This is a genomic window from Streptomyces sp. NPDC090994 (genome assembly GCF_044768905.1).
Classification (GTDB): Bacteria; Actinomycetota; Actinomycetes; order Streptomycetales; family Streptomycetaceae; genus Streptomyces.
The window spans coordinates 244,420-264,344 of record NZ_JBIVWS010000004.1; the positions used below are offsets into that span (position 1 = coordinate 244,420).

A 19,925-nucleotide genomic window follows, 5' to 3' on the forward strand; every position below is an offset into this window, starting at 1 on the left:
CCGTCCACGGTCTTTCAACCGTGACCGGAGTCGTCCGCAGTCTCGGCCAGACGCTCACGGGAGTCGAGGCAGCACGACGGCTCAGAGGCTCCGTGCCAGACCCGTGCCAGGTTGGGCGGGGAACCACGGGGAACAGCGGGATAACAAGACGCCAGCAGCGGGGCCGTCAGGCCACTCTTCCCGCAGGTGAGAAGCCCAACTCCCCATACACCACCCGAGCATCCCAAGCTCAGAGCTTCAGTTGGATGCCCGGAGCTGTCGTTGTTCCTCAGCGTTCAACGCGTTGCTGATCTCCCGCAGGCGCCCTTCGGGAAGGGCGAAGGCGTTGCGGGGGTTTCGGTAGGAGTGCCCGCCGTCGTTGATCCAGACGCCGTCTGCTGACCTCCAGTGAGCACGCTCCCATTGACCCTGGTTTTCCAGGAGCATCCCCGCTACTTCGACGGGCTCTTCGATCAAGGTGAGAGCAGCAAGCGCGGCAGTGAGGGGAACCGCCGCGTCGTCCGGGAGCCGCGCATCGCCGAGCGTCGGGAAGAGCAGCAGGAGGCGAGCGTCGGTATCGCCGACGCCCTCTGGTGCCGGCTGGCGAGCAGCGGACAGCAGTTCCATCCAGGCCGTGCCGGGCCCCATGAAGTGGCCGTCGTCCACTGCGAGGGTTTCCGCTGCGGGCCAAGCCGGGTGGTGCATCAGGTAGTCCACCCCTCGGTCTCCCTCGAAGTTACGGTAGACGACGTAGATGGTGTGGCCGGAGCGCAGGGGCACGCTGAACACCGGCCACTCATGGTCGGCGGAGAGTGCGCGGTGCAGCTCCATGGCCGAGTCCCAGTCGGCACCGAACGCGGCTCGTTGCCCATCCTCACCGCGCAAGCAGGTACCAAGGTGTACCGGCCAGAACAAGGGGTCGTCCAGATAGGCGCTCCCCGCGACCAGAGGGCCGCCTTCGTATCCCGGTATCTGCAGCACCTGAGGATCATGGCACGAGACGCGGAGACTCCCATCCCTGAGCCTTCGACGGGATGCGCATACGGCACCGCACCACAGGCGCACCAGAACTAGCGGGGAGCAGCGGGGAACCACGGTGAAAGCAACTGGGCCCGACGAGGCTGCATCACAGCCGTCTGCCCAGGTCAGCGTCCAAACCGTCCTCAAATGCCCGCAGCTTCCCAAGCTGAGGGCTCAGGCGCCGTCGTCACAGGCCGGCCCGTCGTAGCTTGCTCTGATCGACGGACAGACAGCGTGGCTGAGGCCGGTGCGGGTGCAGCGAGACACACGCGCGCCTGAGTGGTCGGCTGACCCGCCGTCGTGGCTGGCTGTCGTTGGCTGAGGTTCAGACAAGGCCATCGAGGGCGCCGACCGTCAGCCGAGTGCGCCGAAGCTGGGCCGTCCGAGGCCACTCGACAGTGGCCAATGACGACCAACGACGACCGCTCGGGTCACGACCCCACCGCCCCTGGCCAGCAAGAACCCAGCTCACCAAGATCCCCGACAAGACCCAGGGCAAGAAGGCACCATGCGGTCAGCGTTGCGACCCGCCTCAACAGCCAGCCAACACAAACGCCATGATCACGGTCAACTTCACGAGCAAGGTACCAACCCCACCCACGCAGCCGCCCCATACCTAAATCGGGTGTAAAATCGCCGCACCTAGCACGATCGCTTCTCTCAGCCTCGGGGTGGCCAAGAAGTGACTTATTATACGCCAGGAGATCCTAACTGGATGTATCATGCAGGAAAACTCCTGTGCGGGCCTATACCAGTATCCGCAACTGATCCGCTTCGAAGTTTTTTGGCCAACCAACATAAGCTGTTGCACTTTTTTGGTGGCATCTTCCGGTTGGCCCAGCGAATGGATCAAACTTTGGATGTTCTATTCGAAGAGCAGACATCGGAAAGCGGCAGGCCGTTGCGGGAGGGAATGTTCCAGTACGAACGCGAGATGCGCAAAGATCAGGAGATCATCGATGATTTGCGCGTGATGCGTTGCGTCGATCACTTCCTGACCTACATCTCGCAACTCCTGGGCCTACTCTTCACGGAGAATCCCCACATGCTGGCCCATTCGAATTCCGAGTACAAACTGAAAGACGTGTTGCGCCACCCCGACATGAATGCTTTCCTAAGACACGCTGCAGAATCAGAAGTACGCAGCCTATCATACAAAGGGATGCGGGAGCTTTACCGCGACACCAAAGGGAAGTTTGGGTTTCGAATATTCGAAGATGCTGGAGACTTGAACTTCGCAGTTGAAGCGGTAGCCATCAGAAATCTACTGGTTCACAATAACGGAGTAATCGATTCACGCTTCTCTAGTGAAGTCGCCAGATTCAAAGGGGATGAAGGGAATAAAGTTCGATCCTTTCACGCAACGCACATTGAAACCTTTTTCACCCTAGCTGCTGCCGATATCGACGAGAGGGCGCGCCTCAAATGGGGCCTTCCGGCAGGATCGGCAGAATTCTCGCACGAATGCCGCAGATTCGACTCTGTAGCTGAAAATAAAGCGAAGTGTCATCATCGGAGCTGCGCTTCGTCAACAGACGGACAACCGCGGTCGAGTCAAAACACCGACCAACATAGGTCTCTGCCATGACCGACTTCATTTACATATTGCCCGTCGTGCCCGTGAGCAGTATTCGAGACGCGCACTCGCCTGATCGGTCAGGTTGACGCAGTGCCCAGACAACATGGCTGAGGCTGGTAAAGCAAAATGCGGCATACGCGCGCCTGGCCGGTGGGTCCACCCGCCATCGTGGCTGGCCCGTCGTCGGTTGAGGTTCGTGCCACAGCCGTGCCAGATGCAGGGGTCAGTCACGGTCAACGCCGGTGCCCTGCGGTCGAGTAGCCGTCCGCTTCCTCGGCCGGCGAAGCCGCAGCTCAGCTCGCAGATCACCCAGCCTCTCTCCTAAAGCGGGTGTCGCAGGTTCGAATCCTGCCGGGGCACAGACTGCGTAGCAGGTCAGAAGGGGTGCGGCCCCTCGTTCTATTCGAACGGGGGGCCTTTCCCATGATCGGGTGCCACACGGAATCCACATCTCCCAGCGATCTTGCGTGCGGTTCACCCATACGGGTGACTGGACTCCGCGCAGGCGCCGCGTAGAGCGTCGCACGACGTACCGCGTCTACGGGTGCCGGTGCGAGGCGTGCCGGGCGGCGATACTGCGGACGTGGCGGCGTGTCAGGCCCGGCGTCGCGAGTGCGCTGCGAAGTGACCTATGACGGTCAGTTCCCGTCAGCGGCTACGACGCCCATCCAACAGCAGCACCGACGGCGCCGACAGACACCGCTGGAGCCGCAGGGGTTGCGTTCCTCCGGGATCGGGATCGGGATCGGAAGAACGCACGAGGCTTCCCCTGACCACGCTGTCGCCGGCGCGCAGAGCCGCCGTCAGTTCTTCTCGCAGCTCGTGCGGGAGAGTCCCTGCGCCGAGGGCGCAGGCGCGCACCAGCGCGCGGCAGTCCTGCGCCTGCCGGTCCGTGGCGATCTCGGTGAACAGAGGGTGAGCCAAGTTCTCGCGGGCCGCGTAGCCGTCTTCGGAGTCCGTCGTCCTGCGGTGGAGGCCTCCAAAAGCTTTCAGATTGTGCAAGGCGCTCAGGAAACCATGACGATTTCATCGAGCATTGGCTAACGAAAGGACTCAGGGACCCATTCGACGATCTTTCATCTTCCGAAATATTTGAATCTTCGGAGACAGCATGGGAAATCTTGCGAGGCCTCCCCTCAACGTTGAGGGGAGGTCTTTTGACATCCACATCCACGTCTGACATCAATGAGCGCGGTCACTGGCAACCGGGACGCCTCCGCGGCAGCCGGTCCCCGTGACTCATGGCCTCGCGCTGCGTGTCCTGCACGACATGCGTGTACACGTCCATGGTGACGCTGATCTGCGAGTGCGCGAGGAACTCCATCACGACGCGGGGAGCGACGCCGGCCACCGTGAGGAGCGGGCCCGTGCCGTGCCGGGCGTCGTGCAGCCGAATGACGCAGAGGCCGGCGGACTCGGCGACGCGGGTGAAGGAGCGGTAGACGTTGCGCGGCTCGACCTGGCGGCCCGTGCGGGTGGTGAAGACGTACCCCGACTCCTCCCACTGCTCCCCCGCCTTGCTGGACGCCGGGAAAGCAGAAACGGATCCTCCCAGCTCATCCACCTCAGTCTCGCCGGGATACGCCGGCTGAACACCCGCCTCACCGACCGCCGAGCCAAGCCCGTCGAGCACATCCTGCACTGGTCGGCCTGGCGCCGACGGCGACAACACCAGGCCCGCACCAGCCACTACAAACGACGCGGACACATCCCCTGACCCGGCAATCAGTCACCGCAGGTTGCAGTACTAAGCAGTACTAACAGGACGTGAACGGTCCACCGACTCCGTCGGTGGACCACCGTAAAACTTCGAGACTAGGGTGACGCAGGGGGGGCGTTGTGCAGCCGGCTCTTCGGGTTCGGCCGGGAGCAGTGCGAGAGAACATGTGCGAGGAGCGGCAAGGTGCGTGGGAGAGACCGTACGGACGTGTCTGCGACGAGGGAGCGGTCGACGGTCCCACGGACTCGGACCGCCGGCCCGTTGGCGGACCCGAACGCGTTAACGGCGCTCGGCGTCGAACCCCGGCCCGGGCAGGTTTCCTCGACCGCGGCCATGACCGAGGCGGCGCGCGCGGTACGGAGGACCGCGGGGAACGCCGCGATGGCCAAGGTGCTTCACCGCGGCGGCGGCGCTCCGCACGTCCAGCGCATGCCGTCGAGGGAGCGGCGCCCCGTGTATGGACGGGGCGGCCCGTTGCACGCCGTGGACAGTGATGGCAATGAATACAGATTCGATCACGCCGATGTGCGGGCCAAGGCGTTGCGCGACGCCTCGGGGATGCTGATCGGGATATCTTTCCCGACCCAGCGGGGTGACATCGAGAAGGTCACCGCGTGGGCCAAGGCACCGAACCGGACGTCGGACCGCGAGTTCTACACCGTGAATCACGACGGTGTCGTCCATGACGCAGGGTTCTCGGTCGGGGAGGCCCATCCCGCGCCGTGGGACAGACGCCCCCTCTATGTCCATGCTCACGCCGGCATCCATACCTTCCGGATCCCCGTGGACACGGGAGACGGGGTCAGGGTGTTGCTGGTCGACGGTGAAACCTTCGCCAAGATCCTGCGACACCACCCGGGATTCAGAGAGGCGTCCGCCAACACCCCGGGCCGGCACGGACTGCTGATGGCCTGCTCCGCCGGCCATCCGGACGCCACTGCCGCCTTGGACATGGCGGCGTCCATGCACCGCAAGGGATGGAACCGGACCTGGCACGCGCCCACCGGCTTCGGTGTTCGGATGCATCAGGACGGCTCGGACACGTCGCGCTACGGCGTGACACAGTCCTGGGACTTCCAAGGCAACGAAGTCAGCCCGGGGTTCGTCAGCTACGTCCCGTGAGGGGCATAGGGATACGAGTCGTCCGGCGCGCCGTTCGCGCACGCACCCGGCCACGATCAGTACGCCTCCTCGCAGTACGCGCACGGCTACAGCTGTCGCCCCTGGGCCGTTGATGGCGTAGGCCCATCCGGGACGAGACTCGCGATCAACTCGCCGTGAGGTTCGCGGTCTTGTCCCCGCATCTGGACGAGCGGCAGCGACGGTTGCCGGCGGCCGCGGAGGCCCGGAGTCCGGGGCATGGTGCATCCGGGCCGTGGCCCGGGCGGCCGGGGTGAGCGAGACAACGATCCACAGCGGCATGTCCGACCTGGCAGCGGGCGAATCCCTGGTGGGGCGGGTACGGCGGCCGGGCGGCGGGCGCGAACGTGTCGCGGACCTCGATCCCAGACCGCGGTCTGCGCTGGTGCGTCCGGTCGAGCCGGACGAGCGCGGGGACCCGATGGCGCCGTTGCGGTGGACGGCCAAGTCGACCCGCACGCCGGCGGCCGAGCTGACCCGCCAGGGACACCGGGTCGGTGCCGGCACCGTCGCCGGTCTGTTGCGCCAGGAGGGCAGCCGGCCACAGGCCGACGCCCGGAAGTTCGAGGGACGTCAGTATGCCGACGGGGATGCCCGGTTCCGGTATCTCAACGAGCACGCACGCGAACACCGGGGCGCCAGCCAGCCGGTGATCGGCTTGGCCACCGACCACGACACCGCCGCGGTCGCGGTGGAGCCGATCCGCCGCTGGTTGCACGACCAGGGCCGGGCCGCTCGTCCGCGAGCTTCCCGGCTGCTGATCAGCGCCGATGCGGGCGTTCCGCACGGATGAGGGTGGGAAACGGTCACAGCCCCGCTGCCCGTCGCCGGGCCGCACACGTGCCCCTGCGTCCGCCTCCCCACCTGCCGACAGTGGTACCGCCGCCCCTCCAGGAACGCCCGCGTCCGCCCAGGTCAGCCACGTAGCACAGAGGTGCCACAGCAGTGCCACGGCAGTACCACGGCCGGCCCGCACGATGAATGCATCGCCACCGCGGCGAGCAGCACCGCGGGGCAGGCAGGAGGTCTTGTCATCGTGGACGGCTGGTTCTTCGTCGCACTTGCGGACTGTGAGGGTGCCGGGCGCATCGCCCGGCGGCTTCCGGCGGACGCGCACCTGGTCGCCCGTCACGCGTCGGGCCGGCCGCTGCTGTTCGCCCGGGTACCGGACGCACAGCGGGTGACGGTCCGGCTGGGCCGGGTCCGGGCCGCGGTCATCGGGGTGTCGTCCGCGACCGAGGAGTCGGTGCGGGGCGCTCTGGGGCGTACGGCCGGTGTGGACGCGCTGGACAGTCTGGCGCCTGCCCTGGCCGGCAGTTTCCATCTGCTCGCGGCGGACGGTGACCGGCTGCGGGTGCAGGGTTCCGCGAGCGGGCTCCGCCGGGTGTTCCACGCCGTGATCGACGGCGTACGGGTGATCAGTGACCGGGCGGACGTCCTCGCGGACCTCGGCGGATTCCCGCTCGACGACACCGCGCTCGCGCTCCGGCTGCTGCGGGTGCTCCCGCATCCACTGGCCGAGGAGCCGATGTGGCGGGGCGTGTCCGCCGTACCGCCGGGGTCGGCACTGCTGGTGTACGGCGACGGCCGGCGGGCCCGTACCACTGTCTGGTGGCGGCGCCCGGAGCCGGAGCTGGGCCGCGGGGCCGGCGCCGAGCGGCTGCGGGCCGCGCTCGAAGCCGCGGTGGACGTACGGACCAGGGCCGGCGGCACGGTGCACTGCGACCTGTCGGGCGGTCTGGACTCGACGCCGCTGTGCTGGTTCGCCGCCCGGGGCCCCGCCGACGTCGTCGCGACGACGATGTACAACGACGACCCGGGCGGCCGGGAGGACCTGCTCTGGGCCCGGCGTGCCCTGCCGAGCATGCCGGGCGTACGGCACGACGTGGGCCGGCTGGACGACATGCCGCAGTTCTTCGAGGGCATGGAGGCCGTCGGCCAGCGGCTCGACGAGCCGTCGCAGGCGTATCTGACCGCGCCCCGCATCGCCCACAGCATCGAGCGGGCGGCCGCGCGCGGCGCCGGGACGTATCTCAACGGGCTCGGCGGCGACCATCTGCTGCACGGGCTGCCGGTGTGGGACCACACGCTGTTCCGCCGCCGTCCCCTGCTCGCGCTCCGGCGCGTCAGGACCACGAAGATGCTCGATGACCGCCCGTTCCTGCCGGTCCTGAGGGAGCTGCTCGGCTCGGAGAGTTACGGCCGGTGGCTGCGGCGGACCCTGAACGAGGCCCGCCGGGTCCGTGAGGTGGGGACGGATCTGCGGATGGAGTGGGACCAGCGGGTCTCGCTGCCCCGCTGGCTGAGCCAGGACGCGGCGGCGGCCCTGTCCGCCCGGCTGCGGGACCTGTCCCCGCACGCCGAACCCCTCGGGCCCGACCGGGCCCGGCACGCGGAGCTGGCGATGGTGCGGGACGGCAGCCGGATCGTGCGCGGCACGCAGCAGTTCGCCGCGACCCTCGGAATGCCGTTCGAAGCGCCGTTCTTCGACGACCGGGTCATCGAGGCGTGTTTCGCGGTACGGCATGAAGATCGTTACACGCCGATGGAATTCAAACCGCTCATCAAGGCGGCCATGCGGGGTTCCCTTCCCGACGCGTTCTTGCGGCGCAGTTCGAAAATGGGGGGAAGTGCCCAGGCGGCCCGGGGACTTCGGGACCACTGGCCGGCCATTCTCGACATCGTCGAGCAGTCTCCGCTCACCTCCCGCGGAATCATCGACTTCTCCGCGTTCGCGTCCGGCGAGTCGCCCCAGCACATGGGGACGCGTGACGCGTCGATCGACGCGACCGTCAACTGCGCGGTGTTCGCCCGTAATCACCTGGCCGGCCACACCCACCACCACAGTGAGGAGGCAAGCCATGGGCTTGCGGCTTCATGACCACGTGTCCTCCACCGAGACCGAGTTCGGGCTGGTCGTCCTGGACGAGCGCACCGGCCGCTACTGGCAGCTCACCTCGTCCGCCGCCCTGGTGGTCTCCGCCCTCGCGCGCGGCGACTCGGTCGACGAGGCCGTCACCGCGCTCACCGACCGCTACGAGGTCACCCCCGAGCGGGCCCGCCAGGACGTCGACGCGCTGATCGGATCGCTGCGCTCGGCCGGGCTGGTGGCCCGATGAGCATCCCCGTCCTGCCCGCCGTCCCGGTCGCGGTGCCGTTGCGCCGGCGCCTGGTCACCCGGGCGGCCGTGGCGGTCGCCCGGGTGCTGGCCCGGCAGCAGCCCCGGCGGATCCGGGCGGTGCTGCTCCGCGTCCGGCGCGGCGCCCGCCCGGCGACCGTGGCCGAGACGTCCCTGGCCAGGGACACCGTGCTCACGGTCAGCCCGCGGTGCTGCGGCTCGCGCGCCTGTCTGACGCGGTCGATCGCGACGGCACTGCTGTGCCGGACCCGGTCGGTGTGGCCCACCTGGTGCGTGGGGGTGCTCAAGGCTCCGCCCTTCGCGGCACACGCCTGGGTGGAGGCCGAGGGCCGGATGGTCGACGAGGCCACCGACGCCGCGTACTACAACCGGCTCATCGTCATCGAGGCTTCCGCCGGAACCCCGGCGGTATCGCACACCAGCCTGAACGGAGGGAGGTGAGAAACATGGAGAAGGAGACGTACGAGGTGCCCGCCGTGGTCGAACTCGGTTCCTTCCACGAGGAGACCGGAGTCTTCGGTATCCGCAACGGGGACGAGATCACCTGGTTCTTCGACACCTGGATCTGACGTCCGCCGCCGCCACGCGCAGCTGAGTTCCCGAAGGAGGTGACCACCATGGAAAAGGACATCTACGAGGTGCCCGCGCTCGTCGAGCTCGGGGAGTTCGCGGAGGAGACCGGATTCTTCCGGAGCGGGGCCGACGAGGCCTACTTCTTCTTCCAGAACCAGAACACCGGCTGACCGGCCGGCCGCTGAAGGGGACCGACGGGTGCGGTGCGGACTCGCCCAGGCGAGTGGCTCGCCGCACCCGTCGGCGATCGAGGGACGGGGGGAACCCGATGCGCGACAGTGACCGGCTGCTGGCCTCGGCGGTGGGGCGGAACAAGGGCCTCTTCACCGTCCTCGGCGCGTTGTACCTGTGCGAGACGGCCTTCGGTCTGCTGCTCCCGTACGCCCTGTCGGGCGCCGTCGACGTGGTGCTCGACCGGGCCACGGGCACCGCTCCCTTCGTGCTCGTCTGCGCGCTGCTGGGGGCCCTGACCGCCGCGGAGGCCGGCGCGCGGATCACCGAGGCCCGGATGAGGGCCGTCACGACGGCGCGGCTGCGGCACGACACCTTCGCCAGGATCTTCCGGCTCGGCCTGTCCGGCGCGGACCGGTTCACGCCGGGCGATCTGCTGAACCGTTCGACCGAGAGCACCGCGGAGGCCGGAGCCGCCGCGCCCAACCTCCTCCAGGCGCTCTTCGCGGCGGTCACCGCCGTCGGGGGGCTGGCCGCGCTGTTCCTCATCGACTGGCGGCTGGTCCTCGTCTTCGTCCTCGGCGTCCCGGTCGTCGCGCTGCTCGCCCGGGTTCTCATCGGCCGGACCACGACACTGACCGGCGCGTACCAGCGGGCGCACGGCGATCTGTCCGACCGGTTCGTCGACGCGGTCGCCGGCGCCCGCACCATCCGGGCGTCGGCCACCCTGGACCGGGAGGTGGAACGGGTCCTGGTGCCGCTGCCCCGGGTGCGCGAGGCGGGGACGGGGTTCTGGGAGGCGCAGCGCAGGGCGGGCTGGTACTTGTCGCTGCTGGCGCCCGCGCTGCAGATCGGGGTGCTGGCGACCGCGGGGTACGGGGTCGTGGCCGGGCGGCTCACCCCGGGCGAGCTGCTCGCGGCCCAGCTCTACCTGGTGTTCGCCATGCGGCTGCTGTCCCAGGTCGGCATCTTCGCGGAGCTGGGCCGGGTACGGGGCTCCGCCGAGCGGCTGACCGAGGTGTTCGCCGCCCCGCTGCCCCGGGCGGGACACGGGACGCTGCCGCCGGGAGAGGGCGCGCTGGCACTGCGCGAGGTCACCGTGCGGGCCGGGGGCAGGGCCGTACTGGACCGGGTCTGCCTCGACGTGCCCGCGGGCCGCACGCTGGCCCTGGTCGGTGCCTCGGGAGCGGGCAAGACGACGCTGGCGCTGGTCGCCGGGGCCGCCCTGGCGTCGGACGAGGGGCTGGTACGGCTGGACGGCACCGACCTCGCGGACGTCGACCGGGCCGAGGTGCGCGCCGCCATCGCCTACGCCTTCGAGCGCCCGCACCTGCTCGGCGACACGGTGGCCGGGGTGATCGGTTACGGCGACCGGCCCGTGAGCGCCGCCGCCGTCCGGGCCGCCGCACGGGCGAGCCGGGCCGACGGCTTCATCAGCCGCCTGCCGCTGCGCTACGAGACGCCGGTCGAGGAACTGCGGTTGTCGGGCGGGGAGTTGCAGCGGCTGGGGTTGGCCCGCGCGGTGGCCCGGGGCGCCCGGGTCGTGATCTTCGACGATGCCACGTCCAGTCTCGACACGGCCACCGAGAACGAGATCGGCCGGGCCCTGGACGAGGCGCTGCGCGGCACCACCCGCCTGGTCGTGGCCCACCGGATCACCACGGCCGCCGCCGCCGATCTCGTCGCCTGGCTCCAGGACGGACGGGTCCGGGCGGTCGGGCCCCACCACCGGCTGCTGGCCGACCCCGCCTACCGGGCGGTGTTCGGCGCCGGCCAGGAACGTACGGAGGTCTGAGTGTCCGGCGACCCGGCGCGTCCCGCCCCTTCCCCGATCCGGCGCACCGTGGTGCCGGTGCTGCGCTCCCACCGGCGGAACCTGGGCGCGCTGGCCGCGTGGTCCTTCGTGGAGACCCTTCCGGTGCTGTTCTCGGGCACGCTGGTGGCGTCGGCCCTGGACCACGGCTTCCTGGCCGGGCGGCCCTTCGAGGGGCTGCTGCTCCTGCTGGCGTACGGGGCGGCCCTGATCGCCGGCACGCTGGGCACGCGGCAGGCGATACCGCACGCGGCCGCCGTCGTGGAGTCGCTGCGGGACGAACTGACCCGGCAGGTGGTGCGGGCCGGGCTGCACCGCGCCGTGTACGCGGAGCACGCGGCGGCCGACGTGTCGACCGTCGCCCGGGTGACCCGTCAGGTGGAGTCGGTGCGCCAGATCTCCGGCGGTCTGCTGCTGTCGCTGCGCACGGTCGCGTTCAGCGTCGTCGCCGCCTTGATCGGCCTGTTCGCCCTGCACCCGCTGCTCGCCGCCGCCACGGGCGGTGCGGTGCTGGCGGCCGGTGCCCTGATGGCGCTGCTGACGCCGCTGCTCAGGCGCCGTCATGTCGCGCTGCTGCGGGCCCAGGAGGAGCTGGCGCGGCGGGCCGGGCCGCAGCTCACCGGCGTCCGGGACGTCGTCGCCTGCGGCGCCTGGGAGACCGCGGGGCGGGCGGTGGGCGTCCGGGTGGACGCCGAGGCGGCGGCGGTGGTGGCCGGCGCCCGTGCCGGGGCGGGCCGGATCGCCGTCGTGGCGCTGGGCGCGCGGCTGCCGTTCGCGGTCGTCGTACTGGCGTCGGGCTGGGCCGTACGGACGGGGCTGCTGACGCCGGGGGCGCTGGTCGGCGCCATGGTGTACCTGCTCCAGGGCGTCGAGCCGGCGCTGCGGGCCCTGGTGCAGACCGTCGGCAACATGGGGCTGCAGCTGTCGGTGACCCTGCGCAGACTGGCCGCCTTCCTCGACCTGCCGCCGCGCCCGGCGGCGGGCACCGCCCCGGTGACCGGCACCGGCATCGCCCTGAAGAACGTCTCCTTCGCCTACGGGCCCTTCGCCCGGCCCCTGTTCACCCGCGTCACCCTGGACGTACCCGACGGCGCGCACCTGGCGGTCGTGGGGCCGAGCGGCGTCGGCAAGTCCACCCTGGCGATGCTCATCGCCGGCCTGGAGACACCCGGGAGCGGCGCCGTGACGCTCGGGGGGACGCCGATGCCGGCGCTCGCCGAGGCGGAGCTGCGCCGCCGGGTCGCCGTCGTACCGCAGCAGTCGTACGTGTTCACCGGCACCCTCCGCGAGAACCTCACGCAGCTGGCCCCGCGGGCCGGGGACGAGCTGCTGGACGAGGCGGTGGCGGCGCTCGGCCTGGCTCGGACCGTACGCCGGCTCGGCGGCTACGACGGGCCGGTCACCGGGGCGGGGCCGCTGTCCCAGGGCGAGCGGCAGCTGATCACGCTGGCCCGGGTGTACGTGTCGGAGGCGCGGGTGGTGATCCTGGACGAGGCCACCTGCCATCTGGACCGGGCCGCCGAGGAACGGGCCGAGCGGGCGTTCCGCGCCCGGCCCGGGACACTGATCGTGGTGGCGCACCGCATCAGCTCGGCACTGCGCGCCGACCGGATCGTCCTCGTCGGGCAGGACGCGCTGACCGTCGGCAGCCATGACGAACTCCTCGCCGCCGCACCCGAGTACGCCGCGCTCATCGGCTACTGGCACGGGGCCGGACCACGACCGGAAGACGCCCATGGCATCCCGCCCCGCTTGTAGGGTCGGGGCGGTACGGATCGCCCGGCGCGGCACGACAGGGAGGCAGGCCCCGTGACGTCAGTCCGTTCGGTCAGCGTCGTCCTGATCGACGATCACCCGGTGGTGCTGGCGGGGATCGAATCCTGGTACGCGGCCTCCGTCGACCCCGAAGTACGGGTGGTGGCCAAGGGGGCGACCCTGGCGGCCGCGACCACCGGCCCCGGCGCGGAGGCGGACGTGGTGATCCTCGACCTCCAGCTCGGCACGGGCATGTCCGCCTACGCCGAACTGCGCCACCTCGTCGCCCGGCAGCGCCAGGTGATCGTCTACACCATGCAGGACAGCGCGCAGGCCGCGCTCACCTGCCTGGACATCGGCGCGTTCACGTACCTCACCAAGGCGGAGGGCGAGGAGCATCTGCTCCAGGCCACCCTGGCCGCGGCGGCCGGGGTTCCGTACACGCCTCCGGCGCTGGCCGGGGCGCTGGGCAGTGACACCCGGCGCGAGCGTCCGCGCCTGGCCGCCCGCGAGATCGAAGTGCTGCTCGAATGGTTCCAGTCGGAGTCGAAGGCGATGGTCGCGGAAAGCCTCGGCATCTCCGTGCGGACGGTGAACACGTATCTGGACCGGGTGCGCATCAAGTACGCCAACGTCGGCCGTCCCGCGACCACCAAGGCCAACCTGGTCGCGAAGGCGGTTCAGGACGGGCTGATCTCGCTGGAGGAGCTCTGAGCGGCGGCGGCGCTCGTACCGTCGTCGGTTCCGGTCCCGTCGTCGGTTCCGGTCCCGCCGTCGGTTCCGGTCCCGCCGTCGGTTCCGGCTCCGGTCCCGGCTGCGGCTGCGGTCCCGGCTGCGGCTGCGGCTGCGGCTCCGGCTCCGGCTCCGGCTCCGGCTCCGGCTCCGGCTCCGGACAGGGTGTAGACGGACTCCACCCACAGACGGCCCCCGTCACTGACCGCGCGGGTCCGCACCCCCTGCCCCGCCGCCCGGGCCGGCTGGGCCTCCGGCCGGTCGATGACCACGCCGACCCGCACCTGCCCGGCACCGCGCACCACGGTCGTCCGGGCGGTGCGCCTGGCCGCCGCCAGCGCCGCGAGGACCGGCTCCGTCAGCTCCTGCCGTACCGGCCTGGGCACCTCGACCGGGTCGCCCCGCACGGCCAGGTGCACGCTGACACCGTTGCGCTCGGCGACGTCGATGCAGGCCCGCAGTTCATGGACGAGCGGGTCGGCGGCGTAGTCGTGCTCCGCGAACAGCCGGCGCAGCCGGGCGGCCTCCAGCGCGCACCGGCGCCGCACCGGCTCCTCGCGCGGATCGAGTGACCCGTCGGCCAGCCCGGTGATCAGCGGCAGCACGGTCGTGTCCAGGTCGCGGTAGCGGGCCCGCTGGTCGGCGTGGATGTGAGCCGCCACCGCCGCCGCCGTACGCAGCCGCTCCTGCTCCCGCAGGGTGGCGCCGGCCCGCGTGGCCCGGTCCGACAGCAGCCGCACCGCCAGCGCCGCCGCCGTCTGGAACGTGCAGATGGCGAGGACGCTCACGGCCGTCCCGGCCGCCGCCGACCTGGACGGCACACCGGCCAGCAGCAACTGCGCGGCGGTGGCGGCCAGATGGCAGGCCAGGAACAGCCATGTCAGCGCGCGGGGCCGGTCGAGCAGCAGGACGACACCGAACCAGCCCACTTCGAGGAACGACCAGTGCGCGCCGCCGAACGACTCGGCGGACATCTGGCTGGTCGCGGTCAGGGACGCGGCGAAGGTGGCGGTGACCATCGTCCACACCCAGGGCCGTGAGCGGCGCCGTCTCCGCAGCTGCTGTGTGGTCTCCGCCGCCAGGACCGCGCTGAGCAGGGCGAAGGAGGCCAGGTGGAGCGCGGGACGGTGATAGGTGTCCAGGTTGCCGAGGAGCACGGGCAGCGCGAGGCCGCAGTGGACGGCGCCGACCGTGAGCAGGCTCGCCAGGTACAGGCCGTCGCGCATGCGGACGTCGATCTGCCGCGCCAGGGGCTCGACCCGCCCGATCGCCGCCCCGGGGTCTCCTCCGTCCGGCAGGTCAGCCACGGGGCCACTCCAGACGTACGACGGTGCCCTCGCCGGGGCGCGACTCGACGGTGGCCCGCCCGCCGACGGTGTGCATGCGCCCGATGACGGACCTGGCCAGTCCCTGCCGGTGGGCGGGCACCGCCGCCGGGTCGAAGCCCCTGCCCCGGTCCTGGACGATGACGACCGCGCGGTGGCCGACCCGGCCTACGCTCACCTCGGCCGTCCGCACGCCCGCGTGCCGGGCCACGTTGCGCAGGGACTCGCCCACGCTGTCGCGCAGCGCGGCGGCGGCCGGCCACCAGACGGGCCCGAGTTCGGCGTCGCCGCGGACCAGGACCCGCAGGGCGTGGGACGCGATCTCCTCGGCGAGCAGCTCCGTGAGGACGACGTCGTCCATCCGCCGCCGCTCGGGAGCGAGCCTCTCCAGATCCCTCCGGGCCTGTGCCCGCAGCACCTCCGGCCGGATCCGTGAGCCGGGCACGGATGCCATGAGCAGGGTGGCGCAGGCGGTGTCGTGCAACGTGGCCAGGTGTTCCCGCTCGGCGGTGCGCCGGGCTTCGGCCACCTGCCAGCCGAGCCGGGCGGCGGCCGCCGACGCGGCCGCGGAATCGGCGGCACGGCTGCGCCGTAGCAGGAGCCGGTAGAAGGTGTGGGACAGCGCGGACTGGACGAGCAGCCACAGCACGTTGGGCAGGGCGGCACCCCAGGTCGCGGGGCGGTCCAGGACGACTCCCACGAGGTCGGCGCCGGCCACCAGCAGCGCGGCCAGCGCGCCGGCCACGCCCGGGTGGGTCATCTGGTAGCCGACGGCCACGATGCTGACCGTGACGAGGATCCAGGTGTCGCCGTGCCGGTCCTGGCTCGCGGGGACGGTGTACGCCTGAGTGAGGCACAGTCCGGTGACCAGGGTGAGGTCCACCGCGGTGAGCAGGCGTATGTTCCGGCCCGACCGGATCCACCTGAAGTAGGCCACGGACCACGCGATCGTCACGGCGGCGAACACCGCCGTGAGCGGTATGCCGGCCACCGGCATGGCCGCCACGGCGAGTACGGCGCACGCGCTCACCACGACGAGCCGCAGCCAGCCCGACATCGTCCGGGCGAAGCCGAGGAATTCCAGCTCCATGGGCCCTGCCCCGGACTCCGCCGCGGCCCCCTTCGCCGCGCGGGCGAGGGAGGCGGAGGAATCGAGGGGGGCGGAAGAGTCAGCAGAGTCAGTGATCACCGCTGTTCATGATGCAGTCCGCGACACCCCGGAAGAAAGGGCAGTTTGCGACATGTCGGTCGAACGGCCGTCACTCCGGCCCGGGAACGAAAGGTACATTTCCCGATGTCACCCCCGACGACGGTGCTGACCGCCGAGTCCGTCGGGGCGCGCGAGACCGCCGACCGGTCGCGCAGTGGGGACACGAGGGGGACGGCTACGTGCACAGGATCGTCGTACGACTGCTCGGCGCGCTGGACGTCACGTACGGAGCGGAGCGGCTGACGGTACCGGCGGGGCGGCCACGGGCCCTGCTGGCCGCCCTGGCTCTGCGCCACGGGGCGGTGGTGCCGGTGGAAGAGATCATGGAGCGGCTGTGGGGGGACGATCCGCCGGCGGCTGCGCGGACGACGATCCGGGGGCACGTCAAGCGGCTGCGCCGGGTGCTGGACGGCTCCCATGACGATGCCCGGTCGGTGATCGAAGGGGAGCGGGGCGGGTACCGGCTGAGCGTGGAGCGGGTGAGCGTCGACAGCACCGAGTTCCGCGACAGGGCCCGCGGGGCGACGGCGCTGGGAGCGGCGGCGGGGCCGGACGCGGAGGCGGCGGCGCTGGACGGGGCGCTGGCGCTGTGGCGGGGCCCGGCCCTGGCCGGGATCGACGCGCCGTCGCTGCACCAGGACATCGTGCCCTCCCTGGAGGAACTGCGGCTGCGGGCCGTCCATCGCAGAATCGCGATCGGGCTGGACCGGGAGGACCCGGCCGACCATATTCCGCAGCTGCGCGAGACCCTGGCCGCCGATCCGCTCCAGGAGCGGTTCTGGGCCCAGCTGATCCTCGCGCTCCACCGGTCGGGGCGGCCCGCGGAGGCGTTGCGCGAGTACGAGCGGTGCCGGCGGCTGCTCGGTGAGCGGCTCGGCGTCGACCCGGGCCTCGAACTGCGCGAGCTGCATCAGCGGATGCTGGCCGGCGACGCCGCGCCGGTGGCCGCGGCACGCCCCGCAGCACCGTCCGGCGGCCCTGGCCGGTACGTGCCCCGGCAACTCCCGGCGGGGGACGCGCCCTTCGTCGGGCGCGCCGACGAACTGGCCACCCTCGACCGGGAACTGCTGGACGGGAACGGGCTCCCGGCGGACGGCACCCGGCGGGTGCTGCTGCTGGACGGTCCCGCGGGAGTCGGCAAGACGGCTCTCGCGGTCCACTGGGCCAACAGCCGGCAGGAGCGGTTCCCCGACGGTCAGGTCTATCTGGACCTCGACGGGTTCAGCGGCCGGCCGCCGATGAGCGTGGCCGACGCGCTCCACGCCCTGCTGGTGGGTCTCGGGACGGCCCGGGACGAGGTGCCCGCCGATCCGCACGAGCGCAGCGCGCTGCTGCGCAGCACGCTCGCCGGGCGACGGGTCCTGCTCGTACTGGACAACGCGCTCTGCCCCGAGCAGGTCCGTCCGCTGCTCCCCGGCCGTACCGGCACCACCCTGGTGACCAGCCGCAACCAGCTGCGGGGCCTGGTCGTCAGGAACGGTGCCCGGCGCCTGACCCTGCCCCCGCTCGACCCCGAGCAGGCCGCCGTACTGCTGCGGGCGCTGCTGCCCGGGCACCGGACCGGGCCGGACTCGCTGCGCGAACTCGTCGCGCTCTGCGGTGGCCTGCCGCTCGCCCTGCGCATCCTCGCCGAACGGGTGGCGCAGCGCCCCGGGGTGCCCCTGGCGCGGCTCGTGGACGAGATCCGCGGCGAGTGCGACCCGTTGAGCGTGTTCCGGCTCGGCGAGGACATCACCGACCTGGGTGTGGTCATGTCCTGGTCGCTGCGCGGGCTGACCGACGCGGCGGCCGCCCTCCACAAGGCGCTGGCGCGGGGCGCCGGTCTCCCGGTGTGCCCGGCGGACGCGGCGGCCGTCCTGGGCGTGCCGGAACGGACCGCGGACCTGCTCCTGGACGAACTGGCCCAGCTCCACCTCGTCGAACGGTACGGTTCCGACCGGTACCGGGTGCCTTCGGTCTTCCCGGCCTGCCCGGACGAGCGGCGACAGGCGATGACCGCCGACCGCGCGCAGCCACGCGCACGCGCGAGTGCCGGGGCCGTGCCGGGCCGAGGGTGACGAGGGACCCGCGACGACGTCTTCCGACCGCACCGCTCCGGTCCGGTCGTGGAGCGGGGGCAACCGGTCCCGCCTCTTCGGGCACCCGACGTGCCCCGTGGCTTGCTGACTCGGCGCCATCGCCGCGTTTAGTGTCCGCGAGTGAGCCTGTGGACTTCCCTCGAGCCCGCCTCCGCGACTGTGGACCCGGGTGGTAGTACGACAGTACGGCTGCGGTTGCGCAACACCGGTGACGTGGTGGACGAGTACCGCTTCGAGGCGGTGGGTTCCGTCGCGCCGTGGACCGCCGTGGAGCCGCCGTCGCTGCGGCTGTATCCGGGGACGACGGGGACGGTGGAGCTGACCTTCTCCCCGCCGCGTACGCCGGACGCGACGGCGGGGCCGAATCCGTACGGGGTGCGGATCACGCCGACGGAGCACCCGGACGCGGTGACGGTTCCGGAGGGGAACCTCACCATCACCCCGTTCTCGGAGGTGCGGGCGGAGTTGCTGCCGCCGACGGTGAAGGGCCGGTTCCGGGGGAAGCCGCGGCTGGCTGTGGACAACCTCGGCAACACGAAGCTGACGGCGTCGGTGAGCGGCAGCGACAACGGCGATCAGTTGTCGTACGACATCCACCCGAGCAATGTGCAGATCGAGCCGGGCCGCGCGGCGTTCGTGAAGACGACGCTGAAACCGCGGCAGATCAGCTGGTTCGGGTCGTCGGAGCAGCGGCCCTACACCCTGGCGGTGCAGCGGTCGGGGGTGGCGCCGCTGGACGTCGAGGGCGTGTACGTGCAGCGGAGTTTCCTGCCGCGCTGGCTGGCGGGGTTCCTCAGCGTCTTCGTGGCGCTGGCGATCGCGTTCGTGATGATCTGGATCGCCTACAAGCCCCAGGTCCGCACCGCGGCCACCGAAGTGGCCCAGGACACCGCCATCAGTACGCTGCCGCCCGCCGATCCCTCAGCGACCGCCGAGGCGCCGAAGGCTCCGTCCGCCGAGGCACTGGCACCCCCGGCCGCGACCGCGACGCAGGAGGCGGGCGCGGGCGGCGACGGAGGCGGGTCGGGGTCCGGGGGCGGGGGCGGCGGTTCCGAGGCGGAGGAGACCGAGGCGGCGGAGGAGACGGCGGCGACCGCCGTCCAGCAGCGGGCCGCGGACGATCCGGGTGGACAGCACATCTGCTACCGGGTCTACGTGCGGGGCAAGGGCTGGAGCGCCGCCGCGTGCGACTACGACGTGGCGGGCACCCCGGGCTCGGGAACGATCACGGCCGTCAACATCGCCGTGTACGGGACCAACGGCACCGGCGGCAACGACTTCGTCCCCAACCCCGGGTCGGCCGATGACACGGGGCACTACGACGGCCCGTGGACGACTGCCGCCGACGGCGAGGACCACTACGTCGGCAGTACCGCGGCGGACGCCCCGAACCTGCTCGGGTTCGGCATCAGCGTCGACGACGGCAACGACACCGTCTGCCAGACCTCCTACGTCCACGGCGCCACCTGGACCGACATGCACTGCGACAAACCCGGGACCGAGTCGGACAATCTCGGCTTCACCTACGTCGGTGCCTTCAACAACGACCAGTGGATCGAAGCGGTGAAGCTCCAGGTGTGATTTTCTGTACCCGCGAGATGAGGGTTTGCCGAATTTCGCGGGCAGTTTTCATACGACGGCGGACCGAGCGTAATTACTCATCACGCACGGTCCGCCGCGACGTGCTACTG

General features: G+C 71.1%; 15 protein-coding genes, 1 tRNA gene and 3 pseudogenes. 14 read left to right on the forward strand and 5 right to left on the reverse strand.

Annotated elements, in window-relative coordinates; translation table 11 throughout:
* Positions 1–237 precede the first annotated feature (237 nt).
* Positions 238–960, reverse strand: a complete 723-nt coding sequence (locus ACIQR3_RS11290) for a hypothetical protein (protein ID WP_403537326.1) — start codon at positions 958–960, stop codon at positions 238–240.
* Between the two features lie 754 nt (positions 961–1,714).
* Here ACIQR3_RS11290 and ACIQR3_RS11295 point away from each other — a divergent pair.
* Positions 1,715–2,587 carry a hypothetical protein gene (locus tag ACIQR3_RS11295; protein ID WP_403537328.1) on the forward strand — a complete coding sequence of 291 codons (873 nt, stop codon included), beginning with the start codon at positions 1,715–1,717 and terminating at the stop codon, positions 2,585–2,587.
* Between the two features lie 278 nt (positions 2,588–2,865).
* A tRNA-Arg gene (locus tag ACIQR3_RS11300) sits at positions 2,866–2,938 on the forward strand.
* Positions 2,939–3,226: 288 nt separating this feature from the next.
* On the opposite strand, the pseudogene ACIQR3_RS11305 reads toward ACIQR3_RS11300, so the two are convergent.
* Both ACIQR3_RS11305 and ACIQR3_RS11310 read right to left on the reverse strand, forming a co-directional pair.
* Positions 3,227–3,553, reverse strand: a pseudogene (locus ACIQR3_RS11305) (hypothetical protein); the annotation flags it as partial.
* A 220-nt stretch (positions 3,554–3,773) separates the two neighbouring features.
* Positions 3,774–4,106 (reverse strand): annotated as a pseudogene (locus ACIQR3_RS11310) (tyrosine-type recombinase/integrase); the annotation flags it as partial.
* A 453-nt stretch (positions 4,107–4,559) separates the two neighbouring features.
* On the opposite strand from ACIQR3_RS11310, the gene ACIQR3_RS11315 reads away from it, so the two are divergent.
* The 10 genes and pseudogenes from ACIQR3_RS11315 (at position 4,560) to ACIQR3_RS11360 (ending at position 13,603) form a co-directional block, all read left to right on the forward strand.
* Positions 4,560–5,420: a hypothetical protein gene (locus ACIQR3_RS11315; RefSeq protein WP_403537329.1), complete on the forward strand. Its 861-nt coding sequence runs from the start codon at positions 4,560–4,562 to the stop codon at positions 5,418–5,420.
* A 155-nt stretch (positions 5,421–5,575) separates the two neighbouring features.
* Positions 5,576–6,228 (forward strand): annotated as a pseudogene (locus ACIQR3_RS11320) (ISAzo13 family transposase); the annotation flags it as partial.
* A 246-nt stretch (positions 6,229–6,474) separates the two neighbouring features.
* Positions 6,475–8,319, forward strand: a complete 1,845-nt coding sequence (locus tag ACIQR3_RS11325) for an asparagine synthase-related protein (protein WP_403537330.1) — start codon at positions 6,475–6,477, stop codon at positions 8,317–8,319.
* Between the two features lie 4 nt (positions 8,320–8,323).
* A complete protein-coding gene (locus ACIQR3_RS11330) occupies positions 8,324–8,557 on the forward strand; it encodes a lasso peptide biosynthesis PqqD family chaperone (protein WP_403537332.1) in 234 nt (77 codons plus the stop codon).
* Complete coding sequence (locus ACIQR3_RS11335) at positions 8,554–9,018, forward strand: lasso peptide biosynthesis B2 protein (protein ID WP_403537334.1); 465 nt, start codon at positions 8,554–8,556, stop codon at positions 9,016–9,018. The genes ACIQR3_RS11330 and ACIQR3_RS11335 overlap by 4 nt, the downstream gene beginning before the upstream one ends.
* 5 nt (positions 9,019–9,023) lie before the next feature.
* Complete coding sequence (locus ACIQR3_RS11340) at positions 9,024–9,146, forward strand: keywimysin-related RiPP (RefSeq protein ID WP_403537335.1); 123 nt, start codon at positions 9,024–9,026, stop codon at positions 9,144–9,146.
* Positions 9,147–9,194: 48 nt separating this feature from the next.
* Positions 9,195–9,320 carry a keywimysin-related RiPP gene (locus ACIQR3_RS11345; protein WP_403537336.1) on the forward strand — a complete coding sequence of 42 codons (126 nt, stop codon included), beginning with the start codon at positions 9,195–9,197 and terminating at the stop codon, positions 9,318–9,320.
* A gap of 98 nt (positions 9,321–9,418) precedes the next feature.
* Positions 9,419–11,116: an ABC transporter ATP-binding protein gene (locus tag ACIQR3_RS11350; RefSeq protein ID WP_403537338.1), complete on the forward strand. Its 1,698-nt coding sequence runs from the start codon at positions 9,419–9,421 to the stop codon at positions 11,114–11,116.
* Complete coding sequence (locus ACIQR3_RS11355) at positions 11,117–12,892, forward strand: ATP-binding cassette domain-containing protein (RefSeq protein ID WP_403537340.1); 1,776 nt, start codon at positions 11,117–11,119, stop codon at positions 12,890–12,892.
* A gap of 51 nt (positions 12,893–12,943) precedes the next feature.
* Positions 12,944–13,603: a DNA-binding response regulator gene (locus ACIQR3_RS11360; RefSeq protein ID WP_403537342.1), complete on the forward strand. Its 660-nt coding sequence runs from the start codon at positions 12,944–12,946 to the stop codon at positions 13,601–13,603.
* On the opposite strand, the gene ACIQR3_RS11365 is transcribed toward ACIQR3_RS11360, so the two are convergent.
* Positions 13,570–14,928, reverse strand: coding sequence for a hypothetical protein (locus ACIQR3_RS11365; protein WP_403537343.1), 1,359 nt, complete (start codon positions 14,926–14,928; stop codon positions 13,570–13,572). The genes ACIQR3_RS11360 and ACIQR3_RS11365 overlap by 34 nt on opposite strands.
* Positions 14,921–16,036 (reverse strand): sensor histidine kinase, encoded by a 1,116-nt coding sequence (locus tag ACIQR3_RS11370; protein WP_403537345.1) that lies wholly within the window; start codon positions 16,034–16,036, stop codon positions 14,921–14,923. The genes ACIQR3_RS11365 and ACIQR3_RS11370 overlap by 8 nt, the downstream gene beginning before the upstream one ends.
* 299 nt (positions 16,037–16,335) lie before the next feature.
* Between ACIQR3_RS11370 and ACIQR3_RS11375 the strand changes: the two genes are divergently transcribed.
* Positions 16,336–18,213 (forward strand): BTAD domain-containing putative transcriptional regulator, encoded by a 1,878-nt coding sequence (locus ACIQR3_RS11375; protein ID WP_403537346.1) that lies wholly within the window; start codon positions 16,336–16,338, stop codon positions 18,211–18,213.
* Between the two features lie 141 nt (positions 18,214–18,354).
* Positions 18,355–19,815: a hydrolase gene (locus tag ACIQR3_RS11380; protein ID WP_403537348.1), complete on the forward strand. Its 1,461-nt coding sequence runs from the start codon at positions 18,355–18,357 to the stop codon at positions 19,813–19,815.
* Positions 19,816–19,925 lie beyond the last annotated feature (110 nt).